This window comes from Hymenobacter endophyticus (assembly GCF_032464715.1).
Taxonomy (GTDB): domain Bacteria; phylum Bacteroidota; class Bacteroidia; order Cytophagales; family Hymenobacteraceae; genus Hymenobacter; species Hymenobacter endophyticus.
On sequence record NZ_JAWDJT010000006.1, the window covers coordinates 15574 to 31503 of the forward strand.

Annotated in this window: 16 protein-coding genes; 12 read left to right on the top strand and 4 right to left on the bottom strand. The window is 59.5% G+C overall.

Going from position 1 to position 15930, the window contains the following annotated elements:
* Nucleotides 1–61: 61 nt before the first annotated feature.
* Nucleotides 62–1492, top strand: a complete 1431-nt coding sequence (locus tag ROI90_RS10505) for a DEAD/DEAH box helicase (RefSeq protein ID WP_315998300.1) — start codon at nt 62–64, stop codon at nt 1490–1492.
* Nucleotides 1493–1595: 103 nt separating this feature from the next.
* On the opposite strand, the gene ROI90_RS10510 is transcribed toward ROI90_RS10505, so the two are convergent.
* The 3 genes from ROI90_RS10510 to ROI90_RS10520 form a co-directional block, all read right to left on the bottom strand.
* Nucleotides 1596–2054 (bottom strand): hypothetical protein, encoded by a 459-nt coding sequence (locus ROI90_RS10510; RefSeq protein WP_315998301.1) that lies wholly within the window; start codon nt 2052–2054, stop codon nt 1596–1598.
* A 127-nt stretch (nt 2055–2181) separates the two neighbouring features.
* Entirely contained in the window at nt 2182–2886 is a 705-nt protein-coding gene (gene upp, locus ROI90_RS10515; protein WP_315998302.1) for a uracil phosphoribosyltransferase, read from the bottom strand.
* Nucleotides 2874–3824: a GNAT family N-acetyltransferase gene (locus tag ROI90_RS10520; RefSeq protein WP_315998303.1), complete on the bottom strand. Its 951-nt coding sequence runs from the start codon at nt 3822–3824 to the stop codon at nt 2874–2876. Before ROI90_RS10520 ends, upp begins: the two co-directional genes overlap by 13 nt.
* A gap of 112 nt (nt 3825–3936) precedes the next feature.
* Here ROI90_RS10520 and ROI90_RS10525 point away from each other — a divergent pair, with 112 nt between their 5' ends.
* The 11 genes from ROI90_RS10525 to ROI90_RS10575 all read left to right on the top strand — a co-directional run bounded on the left by ROI90_RS10525 (nt 3937) and on the right by ROI90_RS10575 (nt 15071).
* Nucleotides 3937–5832, top strand: a complete 1896-nt coding sequence (locus ROI90_RS10525) for a hypothetical protein (protein WP_315998304.1) — start codon at nt 3937–3939, stop codon at nt 5830–5832.
* A gap of 11 nt (nt 5833–5843) precedes the next feature.
* Nucleotides 5844–6200: a hypothetical protein gene (locus ROI90_RS10530; protein WP_315998305.1), complete on the top strand. Its 357-nt coding sequence runs from the start codon at nt 5844–5846 to the stop codon at nt 6198–6200.
* Nucleotides 6201–6638: 438 nt separating this feature from the next.
* On the top strand, nt 6639–7004 hold the full coding sequence (locus ROI90_RS10535) for a hypothetical protein (protein WP_315998306.1): 366 nt from the start codon (nt 6639–6641) through the stop codon (nt 7002–7004).
* A complete protein-coding gene (locus tag ROI90_RS10540; RefSeq protein WP_315998307.1) occupies nt 7005–7601 on the top strand; it encodes a YceI family protein in 597 nt (198 codons plus the stop codon). It begins immediately after the preceding gene.
* A 38-nt stretch (nt 7602–7639) separates the two neighbouring features.
* On the top strand, nt 7640–8566 hold the full coding sequence (locus ROI90_RS10545; RefSeq protein ID WP_315998308.1) for a DUF5777 family beta-barrel protein: 927 nt from the start codon (nt 7640–7642) through the stop codon (nt 8564–8566).
* A 43-nt stretch (nt 8567–8609) separates the two neighbouring features.
* On the top strand, nt 8610–9053 hold the full coding sequence (locus ROI90_RS10550; RefSeq protein WP_315998309.1) for a CHRD domain-containing protein: 444 nt from the start codon (nt 8610–8612) through the stop codon (nt 9051–9053).
* Between the two features lie 138 nt (nt 9054–9191).
* On the top strand, nt 9192–11036 hold the full coding sequence (locus ROI90_RS10555; RefSeq protein WP_315998310.1) for an ABC transporter ATP-binding protein: 1845 nt from the start codon (nt 9192–9194) through the stop codon (nt 11034–11036).
* Nucleotides 11037–11164: 128 nt separating this feature from the next.
* A complete protein-coding gene (locus ROI90_RS10560; RefSeq protein ID WP_315998311.1) occupies nt 11165–11608 on the top strand; it encodes a hypothetical protein in 444 nt (147 codons plus the stop codon).
* Between the two features lie 12 nt (nt 11609–11620).
* Nucleotides 11621–12211, top strand: a complete 591-nt coding sequence (gene lpcA, locus ROI90_RS10565) for a D-sedoheptulose 7-phosphate isomerase (RefSeq protein WP_315998312.1) — start codon at nt 11621–11623, stop codon at nt 12209–12211.
* Between the two features lie 162 nt (nt 12212–12373).
* Entirely contained in the window at nt 12374–13912 is a 1539-nt protein-coding gene (locus ROI90_RS10570; protein ID WP_315998313.1) for a YifB family Mg chelatase-like AAA ATPase, read from the top strand.
* A gap of 124 nt (nt 13913–14036) precedes the next feature.
* Nucleotides 14037–15071, top strand: a complete 1035-nt coding sequence (locus tag ROI90_RS10575) for a quinone-dependent dihydroorotate dehydrogenase (RefSeq protein ID WP_315998483.1) — start codon at nt 14037–14039, stop codon at nt 15069–15071.
* A gap of 181 nt (nt 15072–15252) precedes the next feature.
* Here ROI90_RS10575 and ROI90_RS10580 read toward each other — a convergent pair whose 3' ends face one another.
* Nucleotides 15253–15903, bottom strand: coding sequence for a DUF2306 domain-containing protein (locus ROI90_RS10580; RefSeq protein WP_315998314.1), 651 nt, complete (start codon nt 15901–15903; stop codon nt 15253–15255).
* Nucleotides 15904–15930 lie beyond the last annotated feature (27 nt).

Sequence of the window (15930 nt, forward strand, 5' to 3'; positions counted from 1 at the left end):
ATGTAGCGGGGCCCACGCCCGGATTCCGCGTACCTTTGTGGTTTACAATACGCTTTGCCTTATGTCTGACACGCCGCAGCCGCTCACTTTCGCTGATTTCAAACTCAACAAACAACTCCTGACGGCAGTGGAGGAAGCAGGTTTTACGGAGCCTACGCCCGTGCAGCAGCAAACCATTCCGCTGCTACTGGCCGGCCACGATGTACTGGGCATCGCCCAAACCGGCACCGGCAAAACTGCTGCGTTTGGCCTGCCGCTGCTGATGAAGGTGAAGTACGCTCAGGGCATTCACCCGCGGGCCCTGGTAATGGCCCCTACCCGGGAACTGGCCATGCAGTTGGAAACCCATCTTAAAAAGCTGGCCGTTTACACCGATTTGCGCATTTTCGCCATCTACGGCGGACTAGGGCCTAAAACCCAGATTGAAACCATTGCCAAGGGCGTGGATATCCTGATTGCTACGCCGGGCCGCCTGATGGAGCTGTACCTGAAGGGTGATTTGGTGCTGAAGGAGCTGAAAACCCTGGTGCTGGATGAGGCCGACAAGATGATGGATATGGGCTTTATGCCCCAGATCCGGCGCCTGCTGGAGGTAATTCCGCGCAAGCGCCAGAACGTGCTGTTCTCGGCCACGATGCCGGAGAAAGTAACCACGCTAAGCGAGGAATTTCTGGAGTTTCCGGTACGGATAGAGGTGACGCCGGCGGCTACTTCGGCCCAGACGGTCAGCCAGACGCTGTACGAGGTGCCCAACCTGCTCACCAAAATCAACCTGCTGGAGTACCTGTTCCTTGATTGGGACACCTTCCACCGCGTGATGATTTTTACGCGCACCAAGGAGCACGCCGACAACGTGGCCAGCTTCCTGCAGCGCAAAGCCCACGGTGAGGTGCGGGCTATTCACGGCAACAAGGGCCAGAATATGCGCATCAACGCCATGGAGGCCTTCAAGGCCGGGGAAGTCCGTTTTCTGGTGGCTACCGACGTGGCAGCCCGGGGTATTGACGTACCCGAGGTATCACACGTGGTGAATTTCGACGTGCCGCTGGTGTACGACGACTACGTGCACCGCATTGGCCGTACGGGCCGGGCCCAGCACACCGGCGCGGCCATCACCTTCGCCAATGAGGCCGAGATGTACCACATGGAGCGCATTGCGGAGCTGATCCGACAGGAAATTCCGCTGCTACCCATCCCGGAAGGCGTGGAAATTGCCAAAACCTCCTTCGATGAGCAGCAGAACATGGACCGGGAGAAGGACGAGCGACGCAAGCGCGAGGACCCCAACTTCAAGGGCGCCTTCCATGAGCGGAAAGAGTGGATTAAGCCCGGCGTTACCATTGACAAGCGCACCGGCCGGGAGTTCAAGGCCGGGCCCAGCCGCAGCCAGAAAGGCAAGAAGGCCAACCCATCCAAAGGCAAAGCATCCTCCCACTCCTCCAAAGCCTTCCGCGCCGCCCAGGGCCGCGCCCGCGCTAAGCGGAGCAAGTAGCGGTGAGATTGTGAAGTTGTGAAATGCTGAGTGGCCGTTCTGTTGGCGCGAAATGCGCTTATAGAACGGCCACTCAGCATTTCACTAACCCACTAAATCACCGTTACCGGTAGTGGTCGAAGATGGGAAGGTGGCTGAACCGGATGGCTAGTAGGGTGAAGGCAAAGCCCCAGAGAGCCGCACTCCAGGCCATGTGGAGCAGAATACGCCAGCGCGGAACGTGCAGCTGCGTGGCAATGACGGTGCCGCCCACAGGGCTGAACAGGATGGGCGTAAGAAAGGCAATACCCACCATGCCGAAGCGGCGGTAAATGCTCACAATAGTGCGGGTGCGGCGGTTGAACAGCGGCTTGCCCTTCTGCTCCCGTTTGTGCCGCAGGTGCAGGGCCCACCGCCGGCCCAGGCCTGATATCAGCACCACCGTCGTCATCATGCCCGCCACCGACAGGCCCCAGACCAGCGGCATGGGCAGGCCCGCTGCCACCCCCGCAATGGGGGCGGCCACGAACTTGAACATGCCGATGGCGAAAACCGTGGCGTATTTGAGCAGATCAGGTAACACGGGACAGAAGCAGTAAACGAGAGAAGCAGAGCAAAGATAACTGGTGAAGGGCCGCCGGGTTGGAGACAGGCCGTTAGCAGACTGTTACGAAACCTACCGGTTGCAAGCCTGGTTCAACGGCTGGGGTTTATAGCTTGCTGCCGTACGACAGGTCGCCGGCGTCGCCCAGGCCGGGCACAATGTAGGCCTGCTCATTGAGGCCCTGGTCGATGGCGGCAACCCAGAGGGTGGCTTCGGGAATTTCGCGGGTCACGTACTCCACACCCTGGGGGCTGGCAATAACGGCGGCAATGTGCACCTGCCGGGGCGTACCGAAGCGCAGCATGGCCCGGTAGGTTTGCACCAGGCTTTTACCCGAGGCCAGCATGGGGTCGGCCAGAATCAGGACCCGCTCATCCAGGCTGGGGGCCGAAAGATAGTCGACCTGTACCTGCACCTGGGCCGTACCCTCAATGCGGTAGGCGGCGGCAAAGGCGGAAGGCGACTGGTCGAAGTAGTTCAAAAAACCCTGGTGAAACGGCAGCCCGGCCCGCAACACGGTGGCCAGTACCGGAAAATCGTGGAGCAGCTTGCCGCTGGACTCGCCCAGGGGCGTGCGTACGGTTTGGTCGGTGTAGCTGAGGTGGGCGCTGATTTTGTAGGCAATGATTTCGCCCAGGCGCTGCAGGTTACGGCGGAAACGCAGGGAATCCTGCTGCACGGTTACGTCGCGCAATTCGGCCAGAAAGTGGTTAGCCACCGAGGGTTCGGCACACACTTCGTGCACGCGGGGGTTGGCCGCAGCGGCGGCTGCAGCGGAAAGGTTGGCAGAAGAAGGCGTCAGCGCATCCATTTCAGGTACCAGGGGCGTTGGGTGAAGGATAAGGCCGCGTATGGAACGGGCGCGGCCCCGAAATTGGCGAAAAAACGAGCAATAGACGGTATCATCCCGCCCTCAAAATCGAGTACCAGCCCGGGTGTGCCGGCGTGGGCCCGGATGGCAGCATCTACCAGCAGTAACGGAGCCGCCGCTTTTTTACCTTGCACGGAGGCCGCAGCAAACAAATACACCAGCCGGGTACGGTATAGCACGAACAACGCTCCGGCCAGCAGCTCCCCGGTTTCGGGTTGCCAGGCCACGCGGATTTCCAGCAGTTGCCGGGCCGCCAGTGCCTGCACCAAGCGGCGCAACGTGGCGTAGTGGCGCGCTTGCAGGCCGGCAGCCGGGCCCTGCGTTTGCTGAAACAAGGTTAGCAGCGGCTCGATATCCTGGGTTTCGGCCACGAGCGGCGGAAGCTCAGCGGCCGCCTGTAGGCGCAGGCGGCGGCGGTAGTCGGCGCAATAGCCAGCCCGGATGACCGCATACGACTGCTGCAACGGAAGAAGGTACGTCTGGCGCTGCTGCACAGCCAGTGGGAGCGGCACGGCGGCGGGCAGGTGGTTTTGGTCGTTTAGCTGCAGGTAGCCGCGGGTGTAGTGGGTGGGGAGCGTGCCCAGAGGCCAGTTTTCCGGCGCGGCCAGGCCAATATCGCCCCCTGACAGTACCCCCAGCTGCTGGGTGAAGGGAGGCTGATATACTTCCCGGCCCCAAGGGCGGCGCTTTACGGGCATAGGCCATACGGCCAGGTAGCGGCCCGTTGCTTCCTCTACTTCAACCAGCGCGTCCCAGCGGCCGGCCGTGGCCCCCAGCCACCAGCTGGCAGCGTAAGGAACCACCTGACGGGCCGAATTCACGCAGGCATCCCAGGCGGCTAAATCCAGTTCTGAGTAGCGCAGCAGGCGAATGGGCATGCCCAAAGGTACTGCCCCGCCGCTTCCGTCGTTAGCTGCTTCAGCCAATCCTTGCACAAACTCCGTAGGTTTGCCCACCTACGCGCCGGCTTCGGCGTACACGGCTCTGCTTATGAGAAATTCCTACTGCTACTTATTGGGTTTGATGAGCTTGCTGGCCGCGCCAGCCGCTGCCCAGGATACGCCTTCCCGCCCCACTGATGGCCAGGGCAACTGGCTCACCTACGACCAGCCTCCCAAGCCTAGCAAACCTGAAACTGCGGCTCCACTCCAGACGCAGCCAGGGGGCTCGGGCAAGACGACCATGGGTACTACCTACGTGCCCCTGGATGCTGATATATACCGCCTGATTGACCGGTATGTAATTCTGCACGGCCCTGACTCCTTGAGTGATCCGCATACTTCTGTTCGGCCCTATACCCGCGCCGCCGTAGCCCACCTGGCCGAACGGATGCTGCAGGATTCCTCGGCCGGCCTTTCGCGGCAGGACCGGTTTAATATCCGGTATCTGCTGCGCGACAACTGGCACGATGCCCGCCAGGATTCGGCCATTAATCTGCGGGAGAAGCCGTTGCTGAAGTACTTTTATCAGCGGCCCTCTGACCTATACAGCCTGGAGCACCCGGAGTTTTCCCTGCGCGTGAACCCCGTGCTGGGGCTGAGCCTGGGCAACTCGGATGGGGCCAAGAGCTACGCGTTCCTGAATACCCGGGGCGTGCAGGTAGAAGGCACCATTGACAAGCGACTGGGCTTTTACGCCTTCCTGGCCGACAACCAGATGGCCGTGCCCCGGTACGTGCAGGAACGGGTGGAGCGCGACAATGCCGTGCCGCACGAAGGCTTCTGGAAACCGTTTAAAACTACCGGTGGGCAGTACGACTACCTTACGGCGCGGGGTTACCTCACCTACGCGGCAGGTCGCCACGTAAGCCTGCAACTGGGCCACGACCGGAACCAGATTGGCAACGGCTACCGCAGCCTGATCCTGTCGGACTACTCCTCGCCCTACTTGTTTTTGAAGGTGCAGACGCGCATCTGGAAGTTTCATTACCAGAATCTGTTCACCCAGCTCATCACCGACCCTGGCAACCTGGATGCTTCTTACGACCGGAAGTTTCTGGCCATGCACCATTTAAGCCTGGATGTGCTGCCTAACCTGAATATCGGGCTATTCGAGAGCGTGCTGTCAGCCTCGTCGCGGCGGGATTCGGTGATTCGCAACGGGCAGGTGCAGGTGCAACGGCGCAACACCTTCGATATTCAGTACCTGAACCCCATCATTTTTTATCGAGCCATTGAGCAGAGCACCGGCTCCCAGGATGGCAATGCTCTGCTGGGCCTCGATTTCAAATGGAACCTGTGGAAGCGGGTGCAACTGTACGGCCAACTGGTGCTGGATGAGTTTGTGCTCAGCCAGATCAGGGCCAGCAACGGCTGGTGGGCCAACAAACAGGCGGTGCAGCTGGGGGCCAAATACATCAATGTAGCCGGTATCCGCAACTTCGACTTGCAGGGCGAAATCAACTTTATCCGGCCCTACACCTACCAGGCCCTCGATAAATTCCGGGACTACCAGCACGCCGCCCAGCCTCTGGCCCACCCCATGGGTGCTAACTTATGGGAGCTGATTGGCATTGCCAGCTTCCAGCCCCTACCCCGCTTGCACGTAGTAGGCAAAGGTTTCCTGGTGAAGCAGGGGTTGGACCCCGCCGGTCAGAATTTTGGCTCTAATGTGCTGCTGCCTTACAACAACCGTCCCCTCGACAGCAATGGGCAGGTACGGGAGTTCGGATTTGAGGTAGGCTCGGGCATTGCCTCCTATTTGTTCCACGGCGACATGACGGCTACCTGGCAGGCGGCCCACAACCTCTGGCTGGATGGCAAAGTCATCTACCGTCACCGAACCTACGAGGGCGGCCAAGTTCCGCCTTACTTCACCGCCGATAATGGCCTGCTGGCCTCGGTGGCTCTGCGCTGGAACATTGCCCAGCGCTTGCACGAGTTTTAACTGGCCCAAGTATGCGTCATGAGTCGGCTACCATGCTGTTGTACCGCCCCGTTAACCAGGCTGAGCTGGATTTGATTGCGGCCTCGGGGTGGGCGGCGTTTCCGCCCCGCTTGCCGGAGCAGCCATTTTTCTACCCGGTACTCAATGAGCAGTACGCCGCTCAAATTGCCCGCGACTGGAACGTGCCGTACTACGGCGTGGGCTACGTGCTCCGGTTTGCAGTGGAAGCTGATTATGCCGACCAGTTTCCAGTGCAGAACGTGGGCAACCGGGAGCATAACGAGCTATGGGTACCTGCCGAGGAACTGCCCGAGTTTAACAACCACATTGTGGGGCAGATAGAGGTAATCAGTATCTTCTCTGCCTAACCTCAGCGCCTATTTCACGCAACAAGCCCTTGCCATTCAGGCAGGGGCTTTTTTGTAGTTAACACTTCATGACTCAGAGCCAACGGTAGCATTTATCCAATATGCAGCAGACATTACACAAGCTCAACAGTATAAAATCAAGGTGCGGAAAGTAGGTCTGTTCGTCTTCCGGTGGCACCCGTTCGTCTTGATATAACAGCATTTCAGCTAATCATATAGCTATTTCGAAGAGTAGGGAAATACGAAGGGAGTTCTACTGCGTAGGTTTGCTTCAATCCGGGAAATAATTCCCGGATTTAGAAACATGTGTATCCGGGCCCACCGCTTTGCTAGCCGCCTGCCAGCAGCAGAGTACCGACAATAGGCCCAGGTTCTCGTTACCTACCGCCTCCTGAAGCGTTGCTTGGCAGCGCTGATACCCGCCCATTTCCCGTACCTATGTTGCAACGCTACTATCTGTTTTGCCTATTAGCCCTGCTCAGCAGCTGCGCCTATGACAGCGCCGACGAGCTTGTGAAGCCCGTGCAGCCATGCACCACGCCCACCACAGTAAGCTACGCCCTGAACATCTCCCCCCTGCTAGACCGCAACTGCCGCAGCTGCCATAACTCGGTGCTGCTTACTGGCAACGTGAACCTGGATAACCTGTCGGAGATACAAACCCGGGCCAAAACTGGCCAGTTGATGGGTGTAGTCACGCACGCGCCCGGTTTTCAGCAGATGCCCCAAGGTGGAGCCAAACTCTCTGATTGTGACATTGCTCTTTTACAGCAGTGGGTAACGGCTGGAGCCCCCAATAACTAAATGGTCTGGCCACGTGCGCACCAAGCGGCGCTACTGCGGTGGGGATTACTGGTACTGCTGACTATTGGCGTATTAGAAAGCCAGGGCCAGGGGCGCTACATGACTCAAACCGGCTCAGTCAGCTTCTTTTCCACCAGCATCATTGAAGATATTGAGGCGCATACCGAGGAGGTATCGGCCATTTTCGACCTGCAGAACGGACAGCTAGCCTTCAGCATTCCAATCAAGTCGTTCCAGTTTAAGCGCACCCTCATGCAGGAGCACTTCAACGAGAACTACATGGAGACGGGGCGTTTTCCGAAAGCCACGTTCCGGGGCAAGGTGCAGGAGTTGAACACGGGCGCCCTGCTGAAAGGTGGCTCGCAACGGATAACGGTGGAAGGGGATATTACCATTCATGGGGTAACGCGCCGCATCACCGTACCGGGCGTGCTCGAACTCAGCCAAGGCTCTTTGCTGGTAAACGCCTATTTCAGCGTGGCCCCGGCCGACTACAACATTGAAATTCCGCTGCTGGTGCGCGAAAATATTGCCAAAGTGGTGGGCGTGAAAGTGCGCCTCACTTGTGAGCAGGCCGCCCAGATTTCGGTTAAATAACCCTTTTGGTTTTCTCCTTACCTCTTCATTTCTGCTGTATGCGGCTACACTTTTACGATTATTTTATCCGGGTAGGGGCGGCTCTGCTACTAGTGCTGGGGCTGGCAGCGCCGGCGCTGGCCCAGGACAATGACCTGCTAGGCCAGCTGGAAAAACAGGCTACGGCCCAGCCTACCCGTGAGGCCGTGCACGCCACCTTCAAAAGCACCCGGCTCATCAATGGGCATACCATCGAAACGCCCGGGCAGGGCACCATGGTATTCCTGATTTCGCACCGCTTTGGCACCCTTAACAGCGGGGCCTACAACTTCTTCGGCCTCGACCAGGCCACCATCCGCCTGGGCCTGGAATACGCCCTGACCGACCACCTGGAAATTGGCGTGGGCCGCAGCTCGGTAGGGAAGGCGTTGGATGGGTTTGTGAAGTACCGCGCCATCACCCAAACTACTGGCCCCCGCGCCATGCCCGTGAGCCTGACGCTGTTCAGCAGCGCCGCCCTCACCACCCTCAAGTACAACGACAACATCGACCACACGCTGCCGCGTCGCCTGGTGTACTCCTACCAGGCTCTCATTGCCCGCAAGTTCAATGAGAACCTCTCCTTGCAGGTGATGCCCACGCTGGTGCACCGCAACTTAGTGATGGAAGCCAAAGATGCCAACGACGTGTACGCCCTGGGCATCGGGGGCCGCCAGAAAATCACCAAGCGCACCTCCATCAACCTGGAGTACTACTACCTGATGCGTGACAACAAGCCCACCGGCGTGCGCAATGCCGTGGCCGCCGGCCTGGATATTGAAACCGGCGGGCACGTTTTTCAGCTGCACGTGACCAACTCCCAGGGCATGATTGAGCAGCACTTCGTGAGCGAAACCCGGGGCAATTTCTTCGACGGTGACATCTACTTCGGCTTCAATGTGAACCGCAACTTCACCGTGCGGCCTAAAAAAGGCTTCCGCAACTAATAGCTTCTTCTTAACTCAGTTTTCCCTTTTTTACCCCAACCCCATGCTACACAAAATTACTTCCCTGGTACTGGCCGCCGGCCTGCTCACCTTCAGTGCCTGCAACAACGACGACGATGACGCGACTCCCGCGAGCAACATGGTAAACGTGGCCGCCACGCTGGATGGCAAGCAGGAAGTGCCCGCCAACTCCTCCACCGCCACCGGCGCCATGACCGGCACTTACGATAAAACTACCCGTACGCTCACATACCGTGTTACCTACACCGGCCTCACGCCGGCGGCCGGACACATTCACCAAGCGGCCCCGGGCGTAAATGGCGGCGTTATTGTACCCTTCTCTAGCGTGGCTACCTCGCCCATTACCGGCACGGCTACCCTCTCGGAAGCCGATGGCGCCAAGCTGCTCAGCGGTGAAACTTACGTGAACCTGCACACGCAGGCGTATAGCGGCGGCGAAATCCGCGGCAACATGACGGTAAAGTAATCTTCGGGCGAAACCGTCTGATGATACACAGCCCCCGGCGCGCAGGTGCCGGGGGCTGTGCGCGTTCCGGGAGTACCGTTACCGGCCTTGCCGCGGCCTATGCCCCGCCGCAGGGAATGCCCTAACTTTGCCGTTCCGATGAAGACCTACCTCCGCATTCTGCAATACGCCCGCCCCTGGGCGGTGTTTCTGCCGCAATACCTGCTGTTCACCGTGCTGACTATTTTTTTCAGCATCGGCAACTTCACGCTCATCATTCCGCTGCTGAGCGTGCTGTTCGACAAGACGGATAAGGTGCCGGCCAAAGCCCCCGACCAGATACCCGGCTTTCAGCCCACCATTCAGTGGGTGACGGATACGTTCAATTACTTTTTTGCCCAGGTATTGGAGCAACGGGGCAAGCTTGGGGCGCTGGCATTTGTGTGCGTGGTGGTGGTGGTATCGGTACTGCTGAGCAACGTGTTTCGCTACCTGAGCCTGCGGCTGCTGGCTACGGTGCGGGCCCGCGTAATCCGCAACCTGCGCCGCGACCTGTACCACCGCATCATTAGCCTGCAGTTGGGCTTCTTTGGCAGTGAGCGGAAAGGGGATTTAATGTCGCGCTTCACGGCGGATGTGCAGGAAGTGGAAACCTCGGTAGTGAATACCATGACGGCCGTTATTAAGGAGCCGCTGACCATCATTGCTTACTTTATTGTGCTGTTCCACATTTCAATACCGCTCACGCTGTTTACGCTGATTTTGCTCCCCATTTCGGGCGGCATTATTGCCACCGTAGCCAAGCGCCTGCGTACCCAGGCCAAGCAGAGCCAAAGCACGCTGGGCACCATGTTGTCGGTGATTGATGAAACGCTGGGCGGCATCCGGGTTATCAAAGCGTTTAATGCGCAGAACTACATTAAAGGCAAGTTCGAGGACCAGAATGACCTGTACGCGCGCACTTCCCGCACCATTGACAACACCCGCGACCTAGCCTCGCCCTTCTCGGAGTTTGCGGGCGTATCAGTAGTAGCCGGGCTGCTGTACTTTGGCGGCACGCTGATTTTGGGCGGGCAAACGGCCCTTACCGGCGAAACCTTTATCGGCTACGTAGTACTGTTTTCGCAGGTGCTCACACCGGCCAAGGCCCTGTCGGCTTCATTCGGCAATATCCAGAGGGGGCTGGTGGCCGGGGAGCGGGTGCTGAGCATCATTGATACCGAGCCGGCCATTCGGGACAAGCCCGATGCGAAGCTGCTGCCGGCCTTCGAGCAGCAGATTGAGCTGCGCAACCTGCAGTTCAGCTACGGCGACGTGCCCGTGCTCCAGGACATCAACCTAACCATTCCCAAAGGCAAAACCGTAGCCTTGGTAGGCCCTAGCGGCGGCGGCAAAAGTACCCTGGCCGACCTGCTGCCCCGTTTCTACGACCCCACCGGCGGGCAGCTGCTCATTGACGGCCACGACGTGCGCGACTGTACCATTCACTCCGTGCGCGACCAGATGGGCATCGTGACGCAGGAAAGCATCCTGTTCAACGATACCATCTTCAACAACATCCGCTTCAACACCGAGGCCACGGAAGCCCAGGTGCTGGAAGCCGCCCGCATTGCCAACGCCCACGACTTCATCACGGCCTCGCCGGAGGGCTACCAGACGATGATTGGGGACCGGGGCAGTCGGCTTTCGGGCGGGCAGCGGCAGCGCCTAAGCATTGCCCGCGCCATTTTGCGCAACCCGCCCATTCTGATTCTGGACGAAGCCACCTCGGCCCTCGATACCGAGAGCGAGAAGCTGGTGCAGGAAGCTCTGACCCGGCTTATGCAAAACCGCACCAGCCTGGTCATTGCCCACCGCCTGAGTACCGTGCAGCACGCCGACGAAATTATTGTGTTGCAGCATGGTCGCATTGCGGAGCGCGGCACCCATGAGGAGCTACTGCGCCGGGGGGGCCTTTACCAGCGCCTCAACACTATGCAGGCTACCAACGCGGCGTTGGCTTAAGCAGCTGGATGAATACAGCAAAGCCGGCTTTAACTACTGTATTGTTGAGTTGCTATATTTAGTCCGTAAATCGGGCTCTGCCGTATGACGGGCTAAATCCCCTCTTCCACCACAACTTTCCTTGGCTCATGCTTGCTCTTAAACGATTGGTAACTATTCTGGTCATGGTATTTCTGCTGCTAGCGCTGTTGGTCCTGCTGGTGCCCTCGGTGCAGAGTAGTTTTGCCAGCATGGCAGGCTCACGCGAAAGCCTTTTGCTTGGTCTGTTTGTAGCTGCCGTAGTGCTGCTAGGCCTGCAGCTGCTCACCGAAAACCTGGACAGCGTACTGCTGCGCCGGGAGGTGGCCGCCCGGGAAGGCAAAATCAACGAGCTGAAGGCCCGCCTCTACGACCACCAGCTGGACCAGCAGCGCACCGCCGAGCGGCCCCCAGTTGTGCCCCGCACCGGCGTTACCACCTACCCCGATTCCTACCAGCCCACATTTCCCGAGTCGGACCCCGCCCTGCCCAACGCCCCCATCGACCAGCCCAACTCTATCATTCCGCCGAATAAGCCTAACTACCCGGCGTAATTCCTGCCTTCCGTGACGCACACTTCGCTTACCGACCTTATCCACACCGAGCTTACCGAGGCCCAGACCGTGCTTGAGCGGTTTGTGCAGGAACCGGCCAACCTGGCAGCCATTGAGCAGGCCGCGCGCCTGGTAGCCGCCAGCCTCGATGCGGGCGGCAAAGTCCTGACCTGCGGCAACGGCGGCTCCCTCTGCGACGCCCAGCATTTTGCCGAGGAGCTTACCGGCCGCTACCGCCAGAACCGCCGCGCCCTGGCCGCCATTGCCCTTACCGAGGCCTCCCACATGAGCTGCGTGGCCAACGACTTCGGCTACGACCACGTGTTCAGCCGCTTCGTAGAGGCCCTGGGCCGCCCCGGCGACGTGCTGCTGGCCATCAGCACCAGCGGCAACTCGCCCAATGTGTTGCGGGCCGCCGAAGCTGCCCGCGCCGCCGGCATGCACGTCGTCAGCCTTACGGGCAAGGATGGCGGGCAGCTGGCGGGCATCAGCGACGTGGAAATCCGGGTGCCGCACACCGGCTACGCTGACCGGATTCAGGAAATCCACATCAAGGCCATTCACATTATGATCATGCTAATTGAGCAGCTGGTGAAGCCCTAGCCGGCATACGCCCTGCCCAAGGCCACTACAAGGACCTTTCCACGCTGAAAAACGCCGAATAACGGGGTATTTCGGCGTGGGAAGGTCCTTGTATTGTTGAGGTTAATCGTATCTTCCGCTCTTTGTATCCAAGTATTCACGTCCAGTTTCGCTTCACTAGCTATGCTTACCAAAACCTTCGGCTCGGCCGTGCAAGGGGTTAACGCGTATACTATTACCATTGAAGTAGTTGTATCCATGGGCACCGGGTTTTACGTGGTGGGTTTGCCCGATAATGCTATTAAGGAAAGCCAGCAGCGGGTGGAGGCGGCCCTGAAGTTTCGGGGGTACCGCATGCCCCGCACCAAGGTGGTGGTGAACATGGCTCCGGCCGACATTCGCAAGGAGGGCTCGGCCTACGATTTGCCCATTGCCGTGGGCATCCTGCACGCCTCCCAACAACTCACCACCGAGCGGCTGGGCGAGTACGTGCTTATGGGAGAACTGTCGTTGGATGGGGAGCTGCGGCCCGTGCGGGGCGTGCTGCCCATTGCCATTCAGGCCCGCAAAGAGGGCTTCAAGGGTTTTATTCTGCCACAGGAAAACGCCCGGGAAGCCGCCATTGTCAACAACCTCGATATTATTCCGGTGGGCACCATGCAGGAGGCCGTTGACTTTCTGGAAGGCCGCCAGCAGATTGAGCCGGTGGTTATTGATACCCGGGACGTATTTCAGCAGGCCGCCAACCAGTACGCCGCCGACTTTGCCGACGTGCAGGGCCAGGAAAACATCAAGCGGGCTCTGGAAATTGCCGCCGCCGGGGGCCACAACGTCATTATGATCGGGCCGCCCGGCGCGGGCAAAACCATGCTGGCCAAGCGCCTGCCCAGCATTTTGCCCGCCCTGAGTATGCAGGAAGCCCTGGAAAGCACCAAAATCCACTCAGTAGCCGGTAAGCTGGGGGCCAATGCTTCTTTGCTGAACACCCGGCCCTTCCGCAGCCCCCACCACACTATTTCCGATGTAGCGTTGGTAGGCGGGGGCGGCAACCCGCAACCGGGCGAAATATCCCTGGCCCACAACGGCGTGCTGTTTCTGGATGAGCTGCCGGAGTTCAAACGCACGGTGCTGGAAGTGATGCGCCAGCCGCTGGAGGAGCGCCGCGTCACCATCTCCCGGGCCAAAGTCAGCATTGATTTCCCGGCCAACTTCATGCTCATTGCCAGCATGAACCCCTGCCCCTGCGGCTATTACAATCACCCTGAGAAGGAATGCGTGTGCGGGCCCGGCGTGGTGCAGCGCTACCTCAACAAAGTAAGCGGCCCGCTCCTAGACCGCATTGACCTGCACGTGGAGGTGACGCCCGTCACCTTCGATCAGATGACGGAAACGCGCCGCTCCGAGGACAGCCGCACCATTCAGGCCCGGGTGGAGCAGGCCCGGCAGAAACAGACCGAGCGGTTCGAGGAATTTCCCGAAATTCACTCCAACGCCATGATGCCCTCCCAAATGGTGAAGGACATCTGCCGTATTGATGCCGCCGGCCTCACGCTACTGAAAACGGCTATGGAGCGCCTCGGCCTCTCGGCTCGCGCCTACGACCGAATCCTGAAAGTAGCCCGCACCATTGCCGACTTAGCCAGCTCCGAGGAAATCCAGCTGCCCCACTTAGCCGAAGCCATCCAGTACCGCAGCCTCGACCGGGAAGGCTGGGCGGGGTAATGGTGAATTTGTGAAGTGGTGAATTTGTGAAACTGATGTTCAGCCTGTACAAGTAGCGCAGGCAGAACGGAAACTTCACAAATTCACCACTTCACAAGTTCACCTTTCCCATCTTTGCGGCGTGATATACGACGCCTTGGTTAAGCCCCTGCTTTTTCGGTTGGATGCGGAAAAAGCCCACCATTTGGTATTCAACAACCTGAAGCGGGCCTACCGCCTGCCGGGCGCGGCGGCGGCACTGCGCGGGCTCTATGGTTTGCGCCACCCCAACCTGGAGCGGGAGGTGTTCGGGTTGCGCTTCCAGAACCCGGTGGGGTTGGCGGCAGGCTTCGACAAAAATGCTGAACTGGTGACTGAGCTGGCGGCCTTGGGGTTTGGCTTCGTGGAAATCGGGACGGTGACGCCCCGTTCCCAGCCCGGCAACCCCACGCCCCGGCTGTTTCGCCTGCCCCAGGACCGGGCGTTGGTAAACCGCATGGGTTTCAACAACCACGGGGCTGAAGCCGCTGCCGCCCGCCTGCGCCAGCGCCGCCCCGAGGGGTTGATTATTGGCGGCAACATTGGCAAGAACAAGGACACGCCCAACGAGCAAGCCGCCCAGGACTACGTGGCCTGCGTGGAAGCCCTGCACGAAGTGGTGGACTACTTCGTGGTAAATGTATCGTCGCCGAACACGCCGGGGCTGCGGCAGCTGCAGGAGCGGGAGCCGCTGATCCAGCTGTTGCAGCAGGTGCAGGAGCGTAACCAGGCGCTGCCCCGGCCTCGGCCGCTTCTGCTCAAAATTGCCCCCGACCTCACTGACTCCCAACTCGACGACATCCTGCTTATTGCCCGCGAAACTAACCTCAGCGGCTTGGTAGCCACCAACACCACCATCAGCCGGGACGGCCTTGCCACGCCGGCCGCGCAGGTAGCCGGCCTGGGAGCGGGCGGGCTCAGCGGCAAGCCGCTACGGCAGCGGGCCACCGAGGTAATCCGCTACCTAAGCCAGCACAGCCGGGGCCAGCTGCCCATTATCGGGGTAGGCGGGATTCACTCGGCCGCCGATGCGCGGGAAAAACTGGAAGCTGGTGCCTCCTTGCTTCAGCTCTACACTGGCTTCATCTACGAGGGCCCGGCCCTGGTACGGGGTATCAACAGTGCGCTGGTGAAGTTGTAAAGCTGTCATTGCGAGTCGCACGAAATAGCCCTTCGTGTAGAGCTAAAGCGAAAGAGCAGAAGGCCCCTGAATTTCGGGCTACCGTCAGAGCTCTTCTCTTTTTTAGGCCTTCGATAAAAGATGAACTGGTTTGGTTTCCAGCCTCGCATTGACATACCTGCCAGCTTACCACTTCACAAACTCACAACGTTACAATTTCACCCTTAGGCGCATAGCGGCGCTGCAGCCAGATGAGCAAGGGTACTAGCACCAGCGTGGGCCAGAGGAAGTTGAGGGGAAAAGCAATAAACTTGAGGCTGGTAGCCGAAAACGCCGATACCGCCGCAATGTAGGCGCCCACGAAGCCCGAAATATGATTGCGCAGCCATTGGCCGGCAGGCCAGGCCCCCGGCCGCCGGAACGCCCACAGCTGCCGTAGCGTCGTCATCAGACCAATGCCTCCAAACACCAGCATCACCACGTTGAACGGCCGCGCCCACAAGCCGTAACCCAGCGTTCCGGCAAAAATCAACAACCCTAGTAAGGCACTTGCCCAGTCATAAAGGCCGGGCCGCTGACCAACACCCATACTCCTGTGGTACAGGGAGCGGTACCCGAATTGCGCCAGATACAGGCTGAATATGCCCGTCAGCAGCAGAAATGTGAGGCCTTTGAAGCTGGCCGCTACGATGGCCGTGGTACCCGCCACCAGCATGGCATAAAAGAACACTCTGCCCCACAGCCGGTGCGCCGGGCCGCCTTTACGCACTAACAGAGCTACCGGAGCCACGAAGAATCCGGTAAAGCCGGCGGCAATGTGCAGCCAGCGGTTCAGCAGTAAGAAGGTTTCCATGAGAAGAGAGGATCAGCAGTTGACGAG

What these genes read in the sequence shown, in the direction of transcription:
- ROI90_RS10505 (WP_315998300.1), top strand. Translation starts at nt 62, where the DNA reads ATGTCTGACACGCCGCAGCCGCTCACTTTCGCTGATTTCAAACTCAAC.
- upp (WP_315998302.1), bottom strand. Translation starts at nt 2,886, where the DNA reads ATGGATGCGCTGACGCCTTCTTCTGCCAACCTTTCCGCTGCAGCCGCC.
- ROI90_RS10520 (WP_315998303.1), bottom strand. Translation starts at nt 3,824, where the DNA reads ATGCCCATTCGCCTGCTGCGCTACTCAGAACTGGATTTAGCCGCCTGG.
- ROI90_RS10525 (WP_315998304.1), top strand. Translation starts at nt 3,937, where the DNA reads ATGAGAAATTCCTACTGCTACTTATTGGGTTTGATGAGCTTGCTGGCC.
- ROI90_RS10530 (WP_315998305.1), top strand. Translation starts at nt 5,844, where the DNA reads ATGCGTCATGAGTCGGCTACCATGCTGTTGTACCGCCCCGTTAACCAG.
- ROI90_RS10535 (WP_315998306.1), top strand. Translation starts at nt 6,639, where the DNA reads ATGTTGCAACGCTACTATCTGTTTTGCCTATTAGCCCTGCTCAGCAGC.
- ROI90_RS10540 (WP_315998307.1), top strand. Translation starts at nt 7,005, where the DNA reads ATGGTCTGGCCACGTGCGCACCAAGCGGCGCTACTGCGGTGGGGATTA.
- ROI90_RS10545 (WP_315998308.1), top strand. Translation starts at nt 7,640, where the DNA reads ATGCGGCTACACTTTTACGATTATTTTATCCGGGTAGGGGCGGCTCTG.
- ROI90_RS10550 (WP_315998309.1), top strand. Translation starts at nt 8,610, where the DNA reads ATGCTACACAAAATTACTTCCCTGGTACTGGCCGCCGGCCTGCTCACC.
- ROI90_RS10555 (WP_315998310.1), top strand. Translation starts at nt 9,192, where the DNA reads ATGAAGACCTACCTCCGCATTCTGCAATACGCCCGCCCCTGGGCGGTG.
- ROI90_RS10560 (WP_315998311.1), top strand. Translation starts at nt 11,165, where the DNA reads ATGCTTGCTCTTAAACGATTGGTAACTATTCTGGTCATGGTATTTCTG.
- ROI90_RS10570 (WP_315998313.1), top strand. Translation starts at nt 12,374, where the DNA reads ATGCTTACCAAAACCTTCGGCTCGGCCGTGCAAGGGGTTAACGCGTAT.
- ROI90_RS10580 (WP_315998314.1), bottom strand. Translation starts at nt 15,903, where the DNA reads ATGGAAACCTTCTTACTGCTGAACCGCTGGCTGCACATTGCCGCCGGC.